The following is a 19,171-nucleotide window of genomic DNA, read 5'->3' on the forward strand; positions in this document are numbered from 1 at the left end:
AACCATGAACACTTCCCGCACGTCCCGCCTTGTCGTCGTCAGCACCGCCCTGCTGCTGCTCGGTGCAGCCTGCGAACGGGACAATCAGTCCACCGACGGCCCCCTGCCCAATCCCGCGGACCATGAGGTCTTTCTGGATGAGTTCGGCCCCAATCTGGACTTTGCCGCCTTCGGCGACTCCGATGTGTACGCGCTCAGCATCGAGTACCAGGACACCTACCGGGGCGATGCCGCCATCCGGATCACGGTTCCGCCCGTGGGTGGCGTCAACGGCAGCTACGCCGGTGGCTCCTTCGTGACCACCAACAGTGGCCGGGATCTCAGCGGCTACAATGCCCTCACCTTCTATGTGAAGGCCAGCATCCAGACCACCATGGGCGTGATCGGGATCGGCAACAACAATCAGGGCACCTCCATCCACACGGCCGAGATGACCGACATCGCGGTGGGCACCGGCTGGCAGCGTGTCGTGATTCCTCTGCCGCTGCCCTCGGTGCTGACCCAGGAACAGGGGCTGTTCCACTTTGCCGTGGCCCCCCAGGACGGCAATGGATTCAACCTCTGGTTGGACGAGATCCAGTTCGAATCACTGGACAGCATCAGCAATCCACGGCCCGTGCTGGCCGGCGGGACCTACGACGCCGTTCCCGGCAGCAGCGTGGTGCCCAGCGGATCGCATGTCACATTTTCCATTGACGGCCAGGACCGGACCATTGGCATCATGCCCGCCTATTTCACGTACACCAGCACGGATCCGGCGGTGGCGCTGCCCCAGACCGATGGCAGCATTTCCATTCTGACCAACGGCAACGCCACCATCAGCGCCAGACTGGGCACGGTGGACGCCGAAGGCGTGATCACCGTGGTCGCCACCTCGAACAGCAGCCCCACCGCTCCGCCCCCCTTCCCCATGCAGCCCGCCTCCGAAGTGCAGTCCCTGTTCAGCGACGCCTATCCCGATGCGGCCACCATCGACTGGACCCCCGACTGGAACATGGCCGACGTGGAAGATATCACGCTGCAGGGCAACGCGATCAAGCTGTTCACCAACCTGACCTTCGCGGGCATCGATTTTTCCGCCTCGCTGCTGGATGTCTCGGCCGCCACCTACCTGCATCTGGACATCTTCACCCTGGAGCCCAACGATTTCCGCATCAAGCTGGTGGACTTCGGTGCCGACGGAGCCTATCAAGGCGGTGACGACAGCGAGCACGAAGTGATTCTGACCACCGCGACGTTTCCCGCGATGGTCGAGGGTGACTGGAGCACGCTGGACATTCCGCTGGCGCAGTTCAGCGGCCTGACCTCCGTGAGCCACCTGTCCCAGATCATCCTCGCCGGAGGCAGCTCCACCCTGTGGCTGGACAACCTCTACTTCCATCAGGATCCTCTGCCCACCGCACCCACGGTGGCCGCTCCATTGCCCCAGGAAGATCCGGCGGGCGTGATCTCGCTGTACAGCAATGCCTACACGAACACCCCGGTCGACAGCTGGTCCGCCGACTGGGATTCGGCGGATACCGACGAGCTCCAGATCGAAGGGGACGCTGTGCGCCGCTACACCAACCTGACGGTCGCGGGCATCGAGTTCCTTTCGCAACCCGTGGACGCCGCCGCGATGAACGCCTTCCATCTGGATCTCTGGACCGGAGATGCGGTCGCGGGCGCGACCTTCCGCGTGAAGCTGGTCGATCTGGGAGCGGACGGCCTCGTGGGCACCGGGGACGACTCGGAACACGAACTGAGCGTCAGTGAAAGCACCACCCCGGCCCTGGTCAGTGGCACCTGGGTTCGCCTGGATCTGCTGCTGCAGAACTTCACGGGTCTCACGGAGCGGGGCCATCTGGGGCAGCTGATCCTGAGCAGCGATCAGTTGAACACGATCTTCGTAGACAACATCTACTTCCATGACCAGGCCAACGACCAGACCAGTCCCCAGGCTCCCGCACCGACACCAACCCAGGACCCCTCGGAAGTGATCTCGCTGTTCAGCGATGCGTACAGCAATGTCCACGTGAACACCTGGTCCGCCGGATGGGACAACGCCGACCTTGTGGACACCGACATCGATGGCGACTCCCTCAAGCTGTACACCAACTTTGTCGTTGCCGGGATCGAGTTCACCACCTCGACCCTGGACATCAGCGACAAGAGCCATTTCCACATGGACATCTGGACGCCCGACCCCACCGCCATGCCGACCGCGTTCAAGGTCAAGCTGGTCGACTTCGGCCCGAACGGCGTCTGGGAAGGCCCCGGGGTGCTGGACGACACGGAGCATGAGCTGTCGATCAATGCCGCGTACACGACTCCGCTGGCGACCGGATCCTGGGTCAGCCTGGATCTGCCGCTGGCGGATTTCACCGGTCTGGTCACCCGCCAGCACACGGCCCAGCTGATCCTCTCCGGGGGACTGCACACGGTCTACATCGACAATGTCTACTTCCATGGCACGGGCGGCGGGGGCTTGAACGTGCCCGCGACTCCGGCACCGGATCCCGCATGGGCCGCCGGCGACGTGATCTCGCTGTTCAGCGACAGCTACACCAATGTGCCCGTGGACAGCTGGTCGGCCAACTGGCCCGACGAGGCCGATGTGGCCCAGATCGAGATCGAGGGCAACGCGGTCAAGCTGTATACCAGTCTGGTCTACGCCGGCATCGAGTTCACGAGCCAGACCATTGATGCCACCACGATGACGCACTTCCATCTGGATCTCTGGACCCCCGATGCCACGGCCGCTCCCGCCGATTTCTGGATCAAGCTGGTGGATTTCGGCGCCAACGGCGTCTGGGGCGGCGGCGATGACAGCGAACATCAGCTGCACGTGGACGCCTCGTCCGCGACGCCGCTGGCCACCGGCAGCTGGGTCTCGCTGGATCTGCCGCTCGCGCAGTTCAGCGGTCTGACCGCGCGCGGGCATCTGGCGCAGCTGCTGATCGGGTCGGGCATCGAGGGCAGCCCCTTCATCGACACGGTCTTCATCGACAATGTGCTGCTGCACCGCTAGCCAGCGCTGCATGACGACGGCCTCTGTGGTCAACCTGGAGACTCCATGTCCGTTCGCCTGATCTGCACCGGCCTGACGCTGCTGCTGGCTCTTTCCTGCAGCCGCGAACACAGCCCCGTCGGTGACGATGGGGAGCGGGAGTACCAGCTGGTCTGGGCGGATGAATTCGACGGCCCCGCGGATCAGCTGCCGGACCCGGCCAACTGGACCTATGACATCGGCAACGGCAGCTGGGGCTGGGGCAACAACCAGCTGGAGTACGACACCAACGATCCGGCCAATGTCTCACTGGACGGAGAGGGCAACCTGCGCCTGACCGCCCGCCAGCAGGCATTCCAGAGCTTCGACTACACCTCGGCACGCATCCTGACGCGCGGCCTGTACGAACCCATGCATGGCCGCATCGAAGCCCGGATCCTGCTGCCGGTGGGCCAGGGCATCTGGCCCGCCTTCTGGATGCTGGGCAGCAACATCTCCTCGGTGGGATGGCCGCAGTGCGGCGAGATCGACATCATGGAGTACCGCGGACAGCAACCCTCCGTGATCCTTGGCACGCTGCACGGGCCGGGGTATTCGGGCGGCCAGGGAATCAGCCAGCATCGCAGCATCAGCCCGGCGGGATTCCACGAAGACTTCCATGTCTTCGGCGTCGAGTGGGACAGCGGCGGGATCCGCTGGACCCTGGACGGTGAGCTCTACCACCGGGTCAACCGGGACCAGGTGCCCGGGCCCTGGGTCTTCGACCAACCTTTCCAGATCATTCTGAACGTCGCCGTGGGAGGCAACTTCATCGGCCCCCCCAACGCCACCACCGAGTTCCCGCAGACCATGACGGTCGACTGGGTACGAGTCTACCAGGAGCGCTGATGAGCACCGAGCACGTTCAGGACGCCAACACGGGCGTGACACACTACCAGACCGCCCCCGAGGACCGGATTCCCATGGGGCAACGGCTCGCCTACGGGGCGGGCGCATTCGTCAACAACCTGCTGGCCGCCGCCAGCGGGGGCATGATGATCGTGCTCAATCTGGGCCTGGGCATGAATCCGGCGCTGGTCGGGCTGCTGGGCGCGATCCCAAGGCTCACCGACGCGTTCACCGATCCCCTGATGGGATACATCTCCGACAACACGCGGACTCGCTGGGGCCGTCGCCGCCCCTTCATCTTCACCGGAGTCTTCGTCGCGGCGATCCTCTTCGCCCTGCTCTGGCAACTGCCCGCTGGACACAGCGAGCTCTTCTACTTCTGGTGGTTCCTGATCGGCTCGATCCTGTTCTATGCCGGCTACACCTGGTGGGTCACGCCATGGGTCGCGCTGGGCTACGAACTGACGCCCGACTACCATGAGCGCACCCGGCTGATGGGCACGCAGAATTTCATCGGCCAGCTGGCCTACGTGGTCTCGCCCTGGTTCCTCTGGATCATGAACTCGGGCACCTTCTTCCGCAACGAGGCCGGTGAACCGGACCAGGTGGCCGGCGCGGCCGGGCTGGCCATCGTGATCGCCCTGGTGACCATTGCCCTGGGAGTGCTGCCGGCGATCTTCCTGCGCGAGCGCCTGCAGAACCTCAGTGACGCCAGTCTGGTCAAGGGTCTGAAGGCCAATCTGGTCGAGTTTTTCAAGGGCTTCGCGATCACCCTGAAGTCGGGCCCCTTTCTCAAGCTCTGTGCCGCGACCTTCCTGGTGTTCAACGGCTTCATTCTGATTTCCGCTTTCGCCTCCTACGTGATCATCTACTATGTGAGCGGCGGAGACCAGGAACTGGGCGCGCGCTACGTCGGCTGGGCCGGGACTCTGGGCGCCGTGTGCACCTTCGCCGTGGTGGTGCTGGTCACCTGGCTGGCCACCCGGATCGGCAAGCGCCGGGCCTTCTTCGCCGCCATCGGCATCTCGATCATCGGTTACGGTCTGAAATGGGTGTGCTACAATCCGGCCCATCCCTGGCTGGTGCTCGTCCCCACACCCCTGATGGCCTTCGGGCTGGGCGGACTCTTCACCCTGGTGCCCTCGATGGTGGCCGATGTGGTCGACCTGGACGAGCTGGCGACCCACGAGCGCCGCGAAGGCATGTACGGCTCGATTTTCTGGTGGACGGTCAAGCTGGGTCTGGCGGCGGCGCTGGCCGGCAGCGGCTATCTGCTGAACGCCACGGGCTTCGATGTGGGACTGGGTGGCAATCAGAGCGAACGGGCGATCTTCCTGATGCGCGTCTTCGATACCGCGATTCCAATGGTGGCCTCGGCGCTGGCCATCTGGGCCATCATGCGCTTTCCGATCACGGAGGAGCGGGCGCACGAGGTGCGCATGGAACTGGAACGGCGTCGTGGCAAGGGAGTGGCCAGCTGAGGGGTCGGCAATCATCTTGTGAAACACATCGGGGGGCACATGCCCCCCGGTTTGCTCTCAGGTGTCGGGTGGGTGTCAGGGCAGGATCTCGAAGCTCGCCTCAAGCTCGGCCGTGGACGAGCCGCCGACCCAGAGACGATGAGTTCCGGGCTCCAGGCACCAGGAGTGGTCCCGCCCCACGAAGGCCAGCTCGGCAATCGGAATCTCGAAGCGGACCGACGTGCTCTGGCCAGGCTCCAGCGCCACCCGCCGGAAGGCCTTCAGCTCGCGCACCGGACGGGTCACCGAGGCGACCAGATCCCTGACGTAGACCTGCACCACCTCCTCGGCGGCCACGTCCCCCACGTTCCGCAAGGTCACGCTGAAGCGCAGCGTCTGCTCCATGCTCAGCCGCGACTGCTCGAGCCGCAGATCGCTGTAGTCGAAGCGGGTGTAGGACAGGCCGTGCCCGAAGGGAAACAGTGGAGTGTACCCCGCGTCCAGATAGTGCGAGGTGTTGCCCGTGGAGTGCTGTACGGCCCCGCGGGGAATCTGGTCCATGGGCGTATACAGGTCCGGGCGCGCCGGGCGTCCCGTGTTGGTGTGGGCACAGTAGATCGGGATCTGCCCCGCGACGCGCGGAAAGGTCATCGGCAGTTTGCCGGAGGGCACGGCCTCACCGAAGAGCAGCTCGCGCAGGGCGGGTCCGCCCAGAGTGCCGGGATGCCAGGCGAAGAGGATCGCGTCGGGCAGCTCGACCACCGCTTCCAGCGCCAGCGGCCTGCCGGCCATCAGCACCAGAATCACCCGCCGCCCCGCCTCGCAGACCCGCCGCAGAAGTTCCTCCTGACGGCCGGGCAGGCGGATGTCGGCGCGACAGTGGGCTTCGCCACTCAGGATCGCCTCTTCCCCCAGAAAGAGCACCACCGCATCGGCTTCGGTCGCCAGTGTCACGGCGGCCTCTAATCCCGCGTCGTCGCGGTCCCGGCTGAAGGCCAGTCCGGGTTCATGGCGCACAAGGAATCGATCGCCCGCGTAGTCGCGCAAGTCACGGAGCGGGGTGCGCGTCAGCTCTGGGCGACCGTCGAAGACCCATGTGCCCAGTTGCTCGGCGGGCTCGTCCGCCAGGGGACCGATCACGGCCAGGGTGTGGAGTTCTTCGCTGCGCAGGGGCAGGGCCTGCTGGCGATTGACCAGCAGGACCGCACTTTCCAGAGCGGCCCGGTGCAGCGGTCCGGCCAGCTCGGCGGCGGACAGTGACACGCTGGCACGCTCCGGACGGCCGTCCAGCAGCCCCATCCGCAGCTTGACCTCCAGCATGTGTCCGGCCATGGTGTCCAGCTGCGCCTCGGAGACACTGCCGGCCGTCACCAGGGCATCCAGATGCTCCGCGAAGCAGCGCCCGTACATCTCCATCTCGATGCCGGCCAGGGCGGCCTCGCGAGCGGCCTCGCGCGTGTCGGCACACAGCCCGTGGTCGACCAGCTGGCCGACCGCCTCCCAGTCGCTGACCACGAAGCCCCGGAAGCCCCATTCCTCACGCAGGATCTGCTTCAGCAGGAAGGCATTGGCCGTCGCGGGAACTCCGTTGAGCTCGCTGAACGAGGCCATCAGCGAGAGGGCGCCCGCATCGATGCAGGCCTTGAAGGGGGGCAGATGGACCTGCCGCAGCGTGATCTCGGGAATCTGGGTCGAGTTGTAGTCACGCCCGCCCTCGGAGGCACCGTAGCCGGCGAAGTGCTTCAGACAGGCCAGCAGGCTGTCGGCCCGGGTCAGGTCGGCACCCTGCAGGCCGCGCACCATGGCGGCACCCATCGCGCCCACCAGCAGCGGATCCTCGCCGAAGGACTCGGCGACGCGCCCCCAGCGTGGATCACGCCCGATGTCCAGCATGGGCGCCAGCGCCCAGTTGACACCGCAGGCACTGGCCTCGAGGGCCGAGATCCGCGAGCAGGCTTCGACGAGCGCCGGATTCCAGGTCGCGGCCAGCCCCAGCGGAATCGGAGCGATGTGATGGAAGCCGTGGATCACGTCCCGCCCGATCAGCAGGGGAATGCCGAGACGGCTCTGCTCGCGGGCCAGTCGCTGCAGCCGTTGGACGGTGTCCGGATCCACCTCGTTGAGAACTCCGCCGACCCGGCCGGCCAGCACCTCGTCGCGCAGGCTGTCGGGAAGCGTGCCCTCGGAGCCGTTGACCAGCACCAGCTGGCCGATCTTCTCCGCGCGCGTCATCCGGGCCAGCAGGGCCGTCACACGGTCGGAGAGGGCGCCGGCTGCCTGGGTCTGCGTGCTCATCGTGACTGTCCCCCGCTAGATGCCCAGGTGCAGATAGGTGCGAATCTCCCACTCGCGTCCGTCGCGATGGCCCGGAGCGTCCGGGTCGCAGACCAGCTCGTTGTTCTCCAGCACCATGGCCGGGCAGTAGCGGTTGGAATGCCTGTCCAGCGAGCGCCAGAGCACGCGCACCCCGAGCCGGGATTGCATCTCGTCCCACCACTGCGGCTGGCCCAGACTGGTCGAGAGATCGGCGCCCAGCTGCAGGGGATAGGTATAGTTGAAATCCCGGTGATAATCGTAGGGGCCCCAATCATTGACCCTGGCACTCAACACCGTCTTGACGCTGTTCCAGATCAGGCGCGCATCACCACCCCAGCGCCTGATCTCGCGGTCGATGCTCGCCTCACCGGCGAAGTCGCCGTTGGCCTCGCCGAGGCCCGCGTAGAGATTGGCGATCACACCATGTCCGGGCGTCCGCTTGGCCACGATGCGGGAATGGATCTCCCAGAGGTCGCGGGCCGGAGTCGAGGCATCGTAGGCATAGATCGTCTCACCGTCCTCGGCGAAATACTGGCCGGCATCGGTGCCCGTCTCGTGACGTCGTACCACCAGACCCAGATTCCAGGCCAGGCGTGCGTCCTCGACCATGTCATTGTTCCAGGCGTACATCCAGGTCGCGGGTGTCGGATCCCAGCTCAGCAGCAGCTCGGCGGCCACTGTCTCACGGTTGGCGCCCACGGCGAAGGGATCGTTGGCCACCACCACATTGCGCAGCCAGGGGGACGGGTTGGGCCCCTCGATCGGCTTCTGCCAGAGCACATTGGGGGCGACCTGCAGATTGCCCAGCGACCAGGTCAGGCCCGTCAGCGCATTGACCTGGTTGCCCATCCCGCTGTCCTTGAGCAGCCAGCCGGTATAGGTCTGCACCGCGGTGGGACCGCCATCGGCGACCAGTCCCATCAGCGCTCCCTGGGCGTACCAGAGGACGCGCCCCTTGCCCCAGGTGAGCTTGAACTTGCCACCGAAGGTGTCCAGCGGCCGGATCTCGTCCAGGGTGGGCTGGCCACTGTCGTCCACATAGGTGAATGTCCGGCCGACCTTCTCCTGGCCCGCCCAGATCGCGCCCAGCTCGAGGCCGAAATCCCTGATCGATGACTGCAGGTGCAGGGTGGCCTTGCGGGTCTGGGGAGTGGGCAGGGCACTGGATGAGACCACATTCTTCTGATCGGCCAGGTCCTTCTGCACGACCACGGCCGCGGACAGATCACGGAAGGGCCCGAAGGATCCCAGTTCGCGCCGGTACTTGGCCAGAATGGTCGGGTTGGCGCCCCACCACAGTTCGGGCCCCATGGCGATCACCAGACCCTTGAGACTCCTGCGCGCGGTCAGTTCCATGCCGATGGGAGCGTTGCCGTTGTACATGTCGATGTTGGGGCCATAGTTGGCCTCGCGATACAGCCCGAAGAAGTCGCCCTCGTAACCCCAGTGATAATGCTGCCCGCGGTAGAAGCCTTCCAGATCGAAATCGCGGTGCTTCCAGGACACACTGGCCCGGTAGACGCTGACACGCTCGGTGCCGCTGATCGTCTCCCAGCCGTTCTGGCCCAGCACCTTCACCGGGCGTTCCCGGTTCTCGTAGAAGGTCTCGTCAATCGGGTTCTCCGGCACATTGCCCAGGATGTTCAGCGAGAGCTGGCCGGTCATGTTGCCCGCGGGCTGGGCCTCGAAGTCCACAAAGAAGGACTCCAGACGGTCGAAGCCCCGGAAGCGGGGATAGCTGGTGTAATCCTCGTCGGGGCTGGACGGGGTCTGGATGCGCTTGCCCCCCGTGCTGATGGTTTCCAGCTTCATGCGCAGACCGCTGACCCGGAAGCGTCGCGTGTCCTCCGCCGCCAGATCGGCCTTGTCTCCGCGGGCGCGCGAGAGCATGGCCATCGGCGAGATGCCGGCGAAGTGACGGTCGATGGTGGCACGATCACTGCTTCCGGCATAGGGATCCAGCCGATTGACCTCCTGCAGGGCATAGTAGGCGGCCCGCGGATAGAGCTGGAAATGGCCACTGGCCAGAGTCGGCCCCTTGGCGCACACGCCCCACCATTCCTCGTTCATGTTGTTCTCGCCGGGTGCCAGATCGTAAGGGTAGCCTCCGTTGGCCCAGGAGGCATTGATGTCGTGGACGTCCAGGTTCTCTTCCTGCAGGTACTTCCACCAGCCATCGCTCCACTGGAAGGTCAGACCGCCCAGAGAGTTGCCGGCCAGTCCCTTGCCCTGTGTGTTCTGGTAAATCTCCTGCCACTGGCCCAGCAGATAGGCCGCCTGGTGGTACTGGTCCTCCCGCACGTCCACCGCATGAAAGGCGTCGCAGCCGAACTCGGTGAACAGAATCGGCCAGCCCGCCTCCTCCATCACCCGGGAGAAGGCATCCCCGAAGGAGATGCCGCGATACATGTTCGTGCCGTAGATGTCCAGACTGGGTACCTGCTGCACGATGATGTCCAGATACTGCAGATCCCCGTTGGCCATGGACACGGGTGTGCGGGTGTCCCGCTGCTTGATCAGGCCGATGGCCTCCTCGAACAGGGAGTACATCTCCACGGCGCGCTGGTGATGCAGCTCCTCCTCGGGCAGGTCCTCGGTCTCCGCCGAACTCCAGTAGAGGCCATAGTTGTTCTCGTTGCCCAGCAGCCAGATCAGCAGGCCGGGTGTGCCCTGATAGGTTTCGATCATCTCACGGATCTCGGCCAGGATCACCTCGCGCGTCCGAGGATCCCCGTAGTCGGTGGGGCTGGTCCAGACCCCGTCGATGGTCATGCCATAGCGGCCCAGGGCGTGATTCAGCACCGTGTGGATGCCGTACTCGCGGTAGATGTACTCGATCCAGCGGGGCGGGATTCCGACATACTGGCGGATCGTGTTGACTCCCATCGCCTTCAGCAGAGGCATTTCCTCGTCCAGGGCCTCGCGGATGAACGGCTCCGGCTGGTTCCACAGACTGTAGCTGTAGTTCTGCCCGATGGGCACATAGGACCAGTTCACTCCCTTGACCAGAAAGTCTTCGCCATCGACGACAAGGCGCATGCCGTCGGCATCCTTGACCATCCGGACATCGGAACCGGCCAGGATCGTGTGAGCGGACAGCAGCAGGCATGCCAGTGCAAGCAACCCGCCTGTGCGGATGGAGTACGGGAACAGCATGGGTTCTCCCGGATGGTGGACCATGGGGTCTGACTTAGTTCGACTTCCGAACAAAGTAGAGCATCAAGCAAGGCTTGTCAAGTTCCGGACGACCGCGCACCCGGCCATTCCTCAGCGGGTCCCGTCGTCCTGGTAGACCCGGACCCAGTCGACGAGCAGGGTCTGGGGAAAGCGTGTGCACTCGTCGGGGGCACCGACGAAGGTGCCGCCCACCGCGATGTTGAGGATGATGTAGAAGGGATGGTCGAACACCCACTGCCCCGGGACATCCTGCGGGCTGACGGTGTGATACAGGATGTCATCCACGCGCCACTCGATGGCCCCGGGACTCCAGTCCACGCGGAAGGTGTGAAAGCCCTGGTGAAAGCCCGCGTCGCCCAGATCGAAGATCTGGCTGAACCCGCCGCCCCCCGAGTAGCCCGGACCGTGCACGGTGCCCCAGTTGATCGAGGGCTGCTGTCCACGGTACTCCATGATGTCGATCTCGCCACATTGGGGCCAGCCGACCTCGGTGATGTCGGCACCCAGCAACCAGAAGGCGGGCCAGAGGCCCTGCCCCACGGGAAGCTGCATGCGCGCTTCGACGCGTCCGTGCACGGGTTCGAAGAGACCTCGGGTCACGATGCGCGCCGAGGTGTACTGGCAGCCCTGCCAATTCTCCTGCCTGGCCGTGAGCCGCAGGTTGCCGTTGCCATCCAGCGAGACATTCTCGGCGCGGTCCGTGGTCCACTCGAGCTGGCCATTGCCCCAGTCGGTTCCGATGTCGTACCCCCAGGAAGAGGGATCGGGCAGTTGACCTGCCGGCCCGTCGAACTCATCCTGCCAGACAAGCACCCAGGTCCGCTCCGCCGGTCCGGGCTGGGCGTTCAGTCGTGACACAAGTACCACGAGCGCCAGCACATTGAGGAGGGCCTTGTACATCAGGCCTCGGCCTTGTTGAGGGTGGGAAAGAGTCGCGGGTTGGCCAGGGCTTCCTTGATCACCTGGGTGGCGGCACCGATGGCCACCGAGCGTGTCCCCAGTTCGCTGACCTTGATTTCCGTGAGCTGGTTGGTGCTGATGTTCATCCGGTTGCGGATCGCCTGACCCAAGGGCTCGAGCAGCAGGACTCCCAGACTGGCCAGACTGCCGCCGATGATCACCGCCCGGGGATTGAGAGCGTTCAGCAGGCCGGCGATGGCCACCGAGAAGGAGTCGGCGGTCTCCTCGATCACCTGCCGGGCCAGCCGGTCACCATTGTGGGCGGCCGCGGCCAGTGCGTCCACGCTCACCTCGCTTCCGTTGAGCGTGCTCTCGCGATCGTGGGCCAGAAGTTCCCGCGCCCGGGCGAGGACCGCATCCAGACCGACGCGTGTCACAAGGCAGCCCTTCAGGCCACAGATGCAGTCCAGTCCTTCCGGATCGATGGAGAGATGGCCGATCTCGCCCGCGAAGCCCGATCCCCCTTTGTAGATCCGGCCATCCAGAATGTAACCTGCGCCGATGCCCGTGGCCGACTTGATGTAGATGAAGTCGCGATTCCCGCGGCCGGCGCCCCACCAGAACTCGGCCAGCGCACCCAGATTGGCGTCGTTGTCCACGAAGAGCGGCACATCGTATTCGCGGGTCAGCTCTTCCAGCCCCAGCCGGCCCTGCCAGGCCGGCATGACGATCTCCGAGAGACGCTGGGGACTCTCGGGATTCACGGGACTGGGCACGGCCACGCCGATGCCCACCAGCTGGGTCCGCGCGGAAGGCCGGTTGCGCACACAGTCGGCACACAGCTCGAGCACAAGACGCCGTGTGCCATCGGGATCCGTGCGCGCCGGAAAACTGCGCTCGGACCAGACCAGCACCTTGCCCCGCAGATCGGTCAGGGTGACGGCCACATGACGCGCACCGATTTCCACACCCAGCACGCAGCAGGCCTCGTCCTGGAAACTGAGCAGGATCGGTTGCCGACCGCCGCCGGAGACGCCGATGCCGCTTTCCTGCACCAGCCCGGATTTCAGCAGAAAACTGATGTTCTCGGACACCGTCGACTTGGCCAGACCGGTCTGCCGGGCGATGTCGGCCCGTGAGATGACCTGTTCATGCCAGATCAGATTGAGGATTCCGTCCGAGAGCGGCTGATTGCGCTTGATCTCGATGGTCACGGCTCCTGCCCTGTCAAGCGGACCGAGCTTCTGCTCGTCCATACGCGTGGACTCCGTCGATGATTGATGACTCATGTGCGACTCAAGATACACTCTGGGGCCTTTCAGCGGAAATAGACCAGGGGCGTCGCCGAGCGGGCGGCGCAGCCATCGTAGAAGTAGAGGTTGTCAAGATACAGGGAATCCGGCCCGGACGTGATCACGATCCGGGCCAGGTGGTCCGTGGTCTGCAGCCCCTCGAAGTCGGCCAGCGGCAGCTCCAGACTCAGCCAGCGTCCACGACGCAGGGGCGGTACACTCTGGGGTGTCAGACTCAGCTGCCCCTCCACATCGTCTCCTCCGCCGTCCCAGACACCGTTGGCCCCGAAGTCGATCAGGGTCAGACTGACCACCGACTGCGAGTCGAGCGCGTCGGGGATCCACAGATCCAGATGGATGTGAGTCATGCCGGATGCGGAGATGGGCTGTGAGGCGAAGTCGATGACGGCGAACTCCAGATTGGTGTACAGCTTCATCGCGTTGCCTTGCAGCACCACCTCGCTGACATCCGCCATGTCCGGCCACAGATCGGACGACCAGGCATCCACGGGAACATCGGGATAGGAATCGCTGAAGAGACTGATCACGTGCATCGCCGGCAGGCCCGGAACCGGCGCCGGTGCCAGCGGGCTGGCGGGCGGCTGGAAGCTGCCGTCGTCGTACAGGTACAGATTGTCCACCCAGCAGTCCGACAGGTCTCCCAGCAGCAGCAGCTGGGCCAGGTGTTCCGTTGCGGCCAGCCCGCTGAACTGGGCCAGCGGAATGTCGATGCCGACCCAGCTGAAGGCCTGCAGGGGCGGCTGGGACGAGGAGTTCCAGGCCACGTCGTGTTCCGAGTCGTCTCCTCCGCCGTAGACCCCGTTGCCGCCGAAGTCCACCAATCGCACCACGAACTCGGTGTCGGGCTGGACCTCCTGCGAGGTCCAGAGGTCCAGATGGAGATGGCTCAGTCCCCAGGCGTCGATGGGATGGCCGATGAACTCGATGCCGGCCCAGGACAGATTGGTGTAGTGCAGGGCCGGATTGCCCTGCAGGACGACGGTTTCCAGATCGGCCTGGTCCCAGCCTGCGGACCAGGTGTCCACCGGCCAGGCCGGGTAGCTGTCGCTGAAGAGCGAGAGCACATTCTGGACCGCGAGCTGGGGAATCGGCGCAGGCGGCGGTTGGTCGGGAGGCTGGAGGTCGTTCTCGCTCCAGAAGTAGAGATTGTCCACGAAGACCGAGTCCGGATCGCCGGAGAACAGCAGCTGGGCCAGATGCTCGCGTGTCACCAGGCCCGAGAAGTCCTGCAGGGGAATGTCCAGGCCATACCAGCCATGGCTGCCCAGGGCCGGTGAGGAGAGCTCGTTGAAGGTCAGCTCGTCCTCGACATCGTCTCCGCCGCCGTTCCAGACGCCATTGGCCCCGAAGTCCACCAGCTTGATCCGGAACTCCGCCGGAGCGGCCGTGGGGCCGGGTGTCCAGACATCCAGATGCAGATGTGTCAGCAGGCGCGCGTCAAGGGGCGCGGAAATGAACTCGATGCCGGCATAGTTCAGCTGCGTATACAGCAGGGTGGCATTGCCTTCCAGATCCAGCAGGGTCAGCTCGGCCTGATCCCAGGGGGCGGACCAGGTATCCACGACCCACGGGAAATAGCTCTCGCTGAACAGTGAGATCACGCGCTGGGGATCATGAACGGGTACGGGGGCCGGGGTGTCCGGCCAGGATGTGGCACCGCTGGCCAGAACCCAGTAGAAGGTCATCGACTGGCTGCCGGGAGTCAGCACCAGACTGGTATCGGGCAGCGTGGCAAGCAGCTCCGAGGCTCCCTGCGGGCTGAACTTGCGGTAGACACGATACTCGTCCGTCCCGGGCACCGCGCTCCAGCTCAGCAGAACTCCCTGCCTCAGCCCCTCTCCGGCGAGCCCGATGGAGAGATGCGGAGCCTCGAGCGCCCGCAGCGGATGGACCAGACACAGGACCAGCGAGAGGGCACAGACGGAACGCAGGGCCGCGTGGCTCGAAACTCTGTGCATCACTTGACGTACAGGCATTTGCGCAGGTCCACCCGACCGGATTCCGATTCCAGCCGAATGAAGTACATCCCGCTGGCCTCGGTGGATGGGGTCCATTTCACCCGATGCGCACCCGCGGGCATCACCCGGTCGGCCAGCACCGCGAGCCGGCGTCCCTGCAGATCATGCACCGTCAGCTGGATCCGGCCCGCTGCCGGCAACTGGAAATCGATGCGCGTCGAGGGGTTGAAGGGGTTGGGCTGGATCCCGGTCAGGCCGAAGTCGATGGGCTGCCCGGGTGTGGGGTCCTGCACGGCCGTTTCTCCGGCATCCCAGTAGATGTCGTCCAGGGCAAAGTTGCACGCCGCCCCGTTGACCTCGAGGATCACGAATCCATAACTGAGCATGCGCAGATCGATCAGCTGGCCCCGCAAGGCCGAGGTGGGAATCTGCGCCCGGCCCCAGTTGCCATCGCGGACCAGTCCCCAGGTGGTCTGGTTGCCGGGAAAATCCACATAGTTCTGGTTGCCCCAGCCGTCGATGATGCCGATCCGGAAGCTCACATTGGCCGGAATGCGGATCCGGAAGTTCAGCCAGCCGTCGCCGAAATCAAAAAGATTCAGCGGCTGCACGGACATGATGCCCGCTCCGAACCAGCCAGCACCCGTCGTCTGCCAGCTGAGCACATTCTCGCCTTCCCAGGGCTCGTCGCTGCCATCGGCAAGGGTGCCTTCCCAGACGTAGATCTCGGAGTCTTCTCCGGGAACCAGCGTGCGCGTCACGGGAGTCGTTTCCGTGTACAGCCCCAGCCGGCCGCTCTCGGGCGTGGGCGGCCCCAGCGAGACACGGCCCATGCCATTCCATGAATACACATGGATGTAGTCCACCAGCAGTTCCGCGGGCAGCGGCATGCTGACCTCCTGCGCGGTCGCCGCATCGGTGAACTGGCCCCCGATGGCCATGTTCAGGATCATGTAGAAGGGCTGCAGGAACTCCTCGGCATCGGCATCGAACTGGAAGGGTTCCGTATACAGATCGATCTCGTTCTCGCCGTCCACCACCACGAAGCGCAGGCTGCTGTCATCCCAGTACAGCCGGTAGCGCATGAACTCGCCGGTCAGGGGCGGATCGTAGCGGTAGTAGGGGCGGCAGTACTCGTCATCGGGGTCCCAGGCCAGATTGGCGGCCTGGCCATCGACCTCCCAGAGCGCGTTGCCGCCCGTGACCTGGTTGACGGTCGAGTTCCCCAGACCATTGCCCCCGTTGTGTGAGTCATGCAGATCGCGGAACTCCTCGCGCCAGCCCATCTCCATCAGATCGATCTCGCCATTGGCGGGCCAGCCCAGGTTGGAGGTGCCCAGCATCCAGATCGCCGGCCAGCCGCCCATGTCCAGATCCGGAACCCGGACCCGGACCTCCACCATGCCGTATTGAATGGACACGAAGGACTTGCTGCTGATCCGTCCCGAGGTGAATGACAGCGGATTGCCCCACTGGTCCACGATGCCGGGGCCGCTCTCGGCGCGCGCCGTGATCCGCAGTCCGTTGTTGCCGGGCTCACCGGGGATCGGCACGATCTCCACGTTGTCGGGACTGTAGTACTCCAGCTCTCCGTTGCCCCAGCCCCAGTTGCCGTTGCCCGTTTCGATGATCCAGTTGTCCAGGTCGTCAAAGGACTCTTCCCAGAGCAGCTCACCGACCTGGGCGGACGCGGTCAGGCACGCGCACAGGGTGCCGACAAGCATCAGCAGCGAACGAGGTGCCGAAAGCGTGGTGCATGCGATGGTCATCCGGACTCCCTGCCTTTGGATTGCCGAGGGGCTGTGAAAGCGGAACCAGCGGAGGTCGCCCTCCGCTGGTTCCCGTGTTGATCGTCGATGCTAGTTGTGGAACAGGACGTTGTCGATGTAGATCGTGTCCGGGCTGCCGGAGATGATCAGCTGGGCAATGTGTCCGCGGTTGATCATGCCGGCGAAGTCGTCCAGATCAATGTCGAAGCTCACCCAGCCCTGGCTGGCCAGCGCCGGAGTCGAGTTGGCGTCGAAAGTCAGTTCGTGCTCCGTATCATCCCCGCCACCGAAGACGCCGTTGGCACCGAAGTCGACCAGCTTGATCCGGAAGACCGCGGGCAGGGAGACGTCGTCGGGCGTCCAGAAGTCCAGGTGGAAGTGAGTCATCGCGCTGGCGTCCACCGGATTGCTGGTGAATTCGATCCCGGCAAAGACGAGGTTCTCGTAGAGCTTGGTATCGTTGCCGGCGATCTGGATCTCGCTCAGGTTGGCCTGGTCCCAGACCGCGGACCAGGTGTCCACCGGGTGCTGGGGATCGTAGATATCATCGCTGAACAGTGAGATCACGTTGGTCGAGCTGAAGCCGGGGGCGGGTGCCGGGGTCTCCGGGACGGGCGTGACGACCACATCGGCCACACCGGCGAAGTACCAGTTGTCGAAGTAGACCACGCCGCCGCCGGCGGGGTATACGATCTTGAACTGGTGGATGTCTTCCAGCAGCAGCCCCTGCGATGTGTACTGGCTCAGCGGAATGTTCACGCTGTTCCACTCTTCCAGGACCACAGGCACGTTGACGACCCGCTCGCCCGAGGACAGACTGATCATGTAGACGTCGATCGAGGAGGCGTTGGCCGACCAGACATCCATGTGCAGGTAACCGTAGGCGCTGACGTCGTGGCCCACTCCGCCGTCCGTGGAACCAAGGTTGGTGCCCTGATAGCTCAGGTTCTGGTAGCGCAGCACGTTCTCACCGCCCACGGGCAGATCCACGGTCACCACCACCGGGCTGGGCTGACCCCAGTACGGGCTGAAGTTGGTGCCTGCCAGGTCATCGTAGACATCGCTGTAGATCGAGAACACCGAATCGGCCGAGACCGTCGGCGCGTCGGGGCCCGTGCTGGGCGTGAGCAGCTCGAGGCTGAAGTTGACATTGTAGACCAGCTGGGTGCTCATGTCGGCCGCCGTGACCAGCACGGAGGAGGTCCCGGGCAATGCGCCCGCCGGCGTGGTGAGGGCAGTGGCGCCATTGACGGCGTCGGTGGGAGTGCCCACCACCGTGGGGACGATGGTCGTTCCGTAGGGCAGCACGACGTTGTAGCTGAAGGTGCTGGGCAGGAAGCCCGCGATCGTCGTCCCGTCCACGGTCAGATCGCTCAGGGTGGCGTCAGTGCCGGCGGCCGTCGGATTCTTCCAGAAGTAGATGTTGTCCAGATAGATCGTTCCGTTGGTGCCCCCATCGAACTTGAGCTGATGGATGTCACCCATGGTCATGCCCAGATCCCTGAAGTGGTCCAGGTCAATGTCGAAGCTGTTCCAGCTGTTGGCCGTCAGCGCCATGTTGAAGGGCCGCTCGCCCGTGCTGATGCTGATCGGGTACACGTTGACCGCGGTCTCGTCTGCCGTGTAGACATCGACGTGCATGAATTCCATCAGGCTCAGGTCCTGGGGACCGGCCAGCTGGGTGCCCTGATAGTTGAAGTTGGCGTACTGCAGGGCATCGTTGCCCGAGAGGCTGACGGTCGTGACGAGCGTCATCTGGCCCCACCAGGGATTGAAATCCGTGCCGGCCAGATTGGGAAATGAATTGCTGAACACCGAGGTCACGTCCTCCGGCAGGTGCCCCGTCGGGACCGGCGCGGGTTCGGGCAGGTCCTGTCCAAGGGCCACCACATAGAAGAAGGAGTTGACGCCGGCCACAGTCATGCTGGTGGCTTCAGGCCCCAGGGTGGCCAGCAGGGATCCGCTCCCGTAGGGATCGTGCATGCCGAAGACCTGATAGCCTTCCGCGCCGGCGATCGCATCCCAGGACAGGGTCAGAATGCCTCCCGCGGGAGTGTAGTCGATCTGCAGGACCGGGGCGTCCAGCGCGAGAGCGCTGCCCACCGACAGTGCCAGTCCAAGTGCAAGCAGTCTGGGTCTCATGATGTCTCCTTGAAGCGATGTGTGGATTGACTCGTCAACTGACAGCTGTGGATGTCTTCGTCCGGCCCATGGCTTCCGGCCACAGCAGCGGCTCCGGGTCGAAAGCAGACTTTGTACGCCTGCCGAACTAAGCCAACGATAACACTGGGCGCCCATTTTGTCAAGAAACTCTTTCGCTGTCGTGAAAGGTGTGCCCATGTCGGGAAAGCGCCGCGAAGATCGCCGCAAGAGGCGGGACTGGGGCCGGTCTCAGGCAATG

The 19,171-nt window shown here is 64.7% G+C and carries 10 protein-coding genes; 3 read left to right on the forward strand and 7 right to left on the reverse strand.

Going from position 1 to position 19,171, the window contains the following annotated elements:
* The first annotated feature begins 4 nt into the window (after nucleotides 1-4).
* From H6678_00675 to H6678_00685, 3 genes are read left to right on the forward strand one after another with little or no spacing between them, the layout of a single operon-like run.
* Nucleotides 5-3,010, forward strand: a complete 3,006-nt coding sequence (locus H6678_00675; GenBank protein MCB9472306.1) for a hypothetical protein — start codon at nucleotides 5-7, stop codon at nucleotides 3,008-3,010.
* Nucleotides 3,011-3,055: 45 nt separating this feature from the next.
* Nucleotides 3,056-3,877: a glycoside hydrolase family 16 protein gene (locus H6678_00680; protein ID MCB9472307.1), complete on the forward strand. Its 822-nt coding sequence runs from the start codon at nucleotides 3,056-3,058 to the stop codon at nucleotides 3,875-3,877.
* Nucleotides 3,877-5,358 (forward strand): MFS transporter, encoded by a 1,482-nt coding sequence (locus tag H6678_00685; protein ID MCB9472308.1) that lies wholly within the window; start codon nucleotides 3,877-3,879, stop codon nucleotides 5,356-5,358. Before H6678_00680 ends, H6678_00685 begins: the two co-directional genes overlap by 1 nt.
* Before the next feature lie 75 nt (nucleotides 5,359-5,433).
* On the opposite strand, the gene H6678_00690 is transcribed toward H6678_00685, so the two are convergent.
* From H6678_00690 to H6678_00720, 7 genes are all read right to left on the reverse strand, one after another.
* Nucleotides 5,434-7,632: a glycoside hydrolase family 3 C-terminal domain-containing protein gene (locus tag H6678_00690; protein MCB9472309.1), complete on the reverse strand. Its 2,199-nt coding sequence runs from the start codon at nucleotides 7,630-7,632 to the stop codon at nucleotides 5,434-5,436.
* Between the two features lie 15 nt (nucleotides 7,633-7,647).
* A complete protein-coding gene (locus tag H6678_00695) occupies nucleotides 7,648-10,809 on the reverse strand; it encodes a glycosidase (GenBank protein MCB9472310.1) in 3,162 nt (1,053 codons plus the stop codon).
* A 111-nt stretch (nucleotides 10,810-10,920) separates the two neighbouring features.
* Nucleotides 10,921-11,730, reverse strand: a complete 810-nt coding sequence (locus H6678_00700; protein MCB9472311.1) for a glycoside hydrolase family 16 protein — start codon at nucleotides 11,728-11,730, stop codon at nucleotides 10,921-10,923.
* Entirely contained in the window at nucleotides 11,730-12,986 is a 1,257-nt protein-coding gene (locus H6678_00705; protein MCB9472312.1) for an ROK family transcriptional regulator, read from the reverse strand. Before H6678_00705 ends, H6678_00700 begins: the two co-directional genes overlap by 1 nt.
* Before the next feature lie 62 nt (nucleotides 12,987-13,048).
* Entirely contained in the window at nucleotides 13,049-15,001 is a 1,953-nt protein-coding gene (locus tag H6678_00710; protein MCB9472313.1) for a hypothetical protein, read from the reverse strand.
* The gene (locus tag H6678_00715) at nucleotides 15,001-16,770 is read right to left on the reverse strand and encodes a family 16 glycosylhydrolase (GenBank protein ID MCB9472314.1); all 1,770 of its coding nucleotides are present in this window, start codon (nucleotides 16,768-16,770) and stop codon (nucleotides 15,001-15,003) included. Before H6678_00715 ends, H6678_00710 begins: the two co-directional genes overlap by 1 nt.
* A gap of 90 nt (nucleotides 16,771-16,860) precedes the next feature.
* Nucleotides 16,861-18,912, reverse strand: coding sequence for a hypothetical protein (locus H6678_00720; GenBank protein MCB9472315.1), 2,052 nt, complete (start codon nucleotides 18,910-18,912; stop codon nucleotides 16,861-16,863).
* Nucleotides 18,913-19,171: the final 259 nt, after the last annotated feature.

Source organism: Candidatus Delongbacteria bacterium, assembly GCA_020634015.1.
In the GTDB taxonomy this organism is placed as follows: Bacteria; CAIWAD01; CAIWAD01; order CAIWAD01; family CAIWAD01; genus JACKCN01.

Coding starts and splice junctions, on each gene's coding strand:
- H6678_00695 (MCB9472310.1), bottom strand. CDS start 10,809: ATGCTGTTCCCGTACTCCATCCGCACAGGCGGGTTGCTTGCACTGGCA.
- H6678_00680 (MCB9472307.1), top strand. CDS start 3,056: ATGTCCGTTCGCCTGATCTGCACCGGCCTGACGCTGCTGCTGGCTCTT.
- H6678_00715 (MCB9472314.1), bottom strand. CDS start 16,770: ATGACCATCGCATGCACCACGCTTTCGGCACCTCGTTCGCTGCTGATG.
- H6678_00700 (MCB9472311.1), bottom strand. CDS start 11,730: ATGTACAAGGCCCTCCTCAATGTGCTGGCGCTCGTGGTACTTGTGTCA.
- H6678_00705 (MCB9472312.1), bottom strand. CDS start 12,986: ATGGACGAGCAGAAGCTCGGTCCGCTTGACAGGGCAGGAGCCGTGACC.
- H6678_00685 (MCB9472308.1), top strand. CDS start 3,877: ATGAGCACCGAGCACGTTCAGGACGCCAACACGGGCGTGACACACTAC.
- H6678_00720 (MCB9472315.1), bottom strand. CDS start 18,912: ATGAGACCCAGACTGCTTGCACTTGGACTGGCACTGTCGGTGGGCAGC.
- H6678_00690 (MCB9472309.1), bottom strand. CDS start 7,632: ATGAGCACGCAGACCCAGGCAGCCGGCGCCCTCTCCGACCGTGTGACG.
- H6678_00675 (MCB9472306.1), top strand. CDS start 5: ATGAACACTTCCCGCACGTCCCGCCTTGTCGTCGTCAGCACCGCCCTG.
- H6678_00710 (MCB9472313.1), bottom strand. CDS start 15,001: ATGCACAGAGTTTCGAGCCACGCGGCCCTGCGTTCCGTCTGTGCCCTC.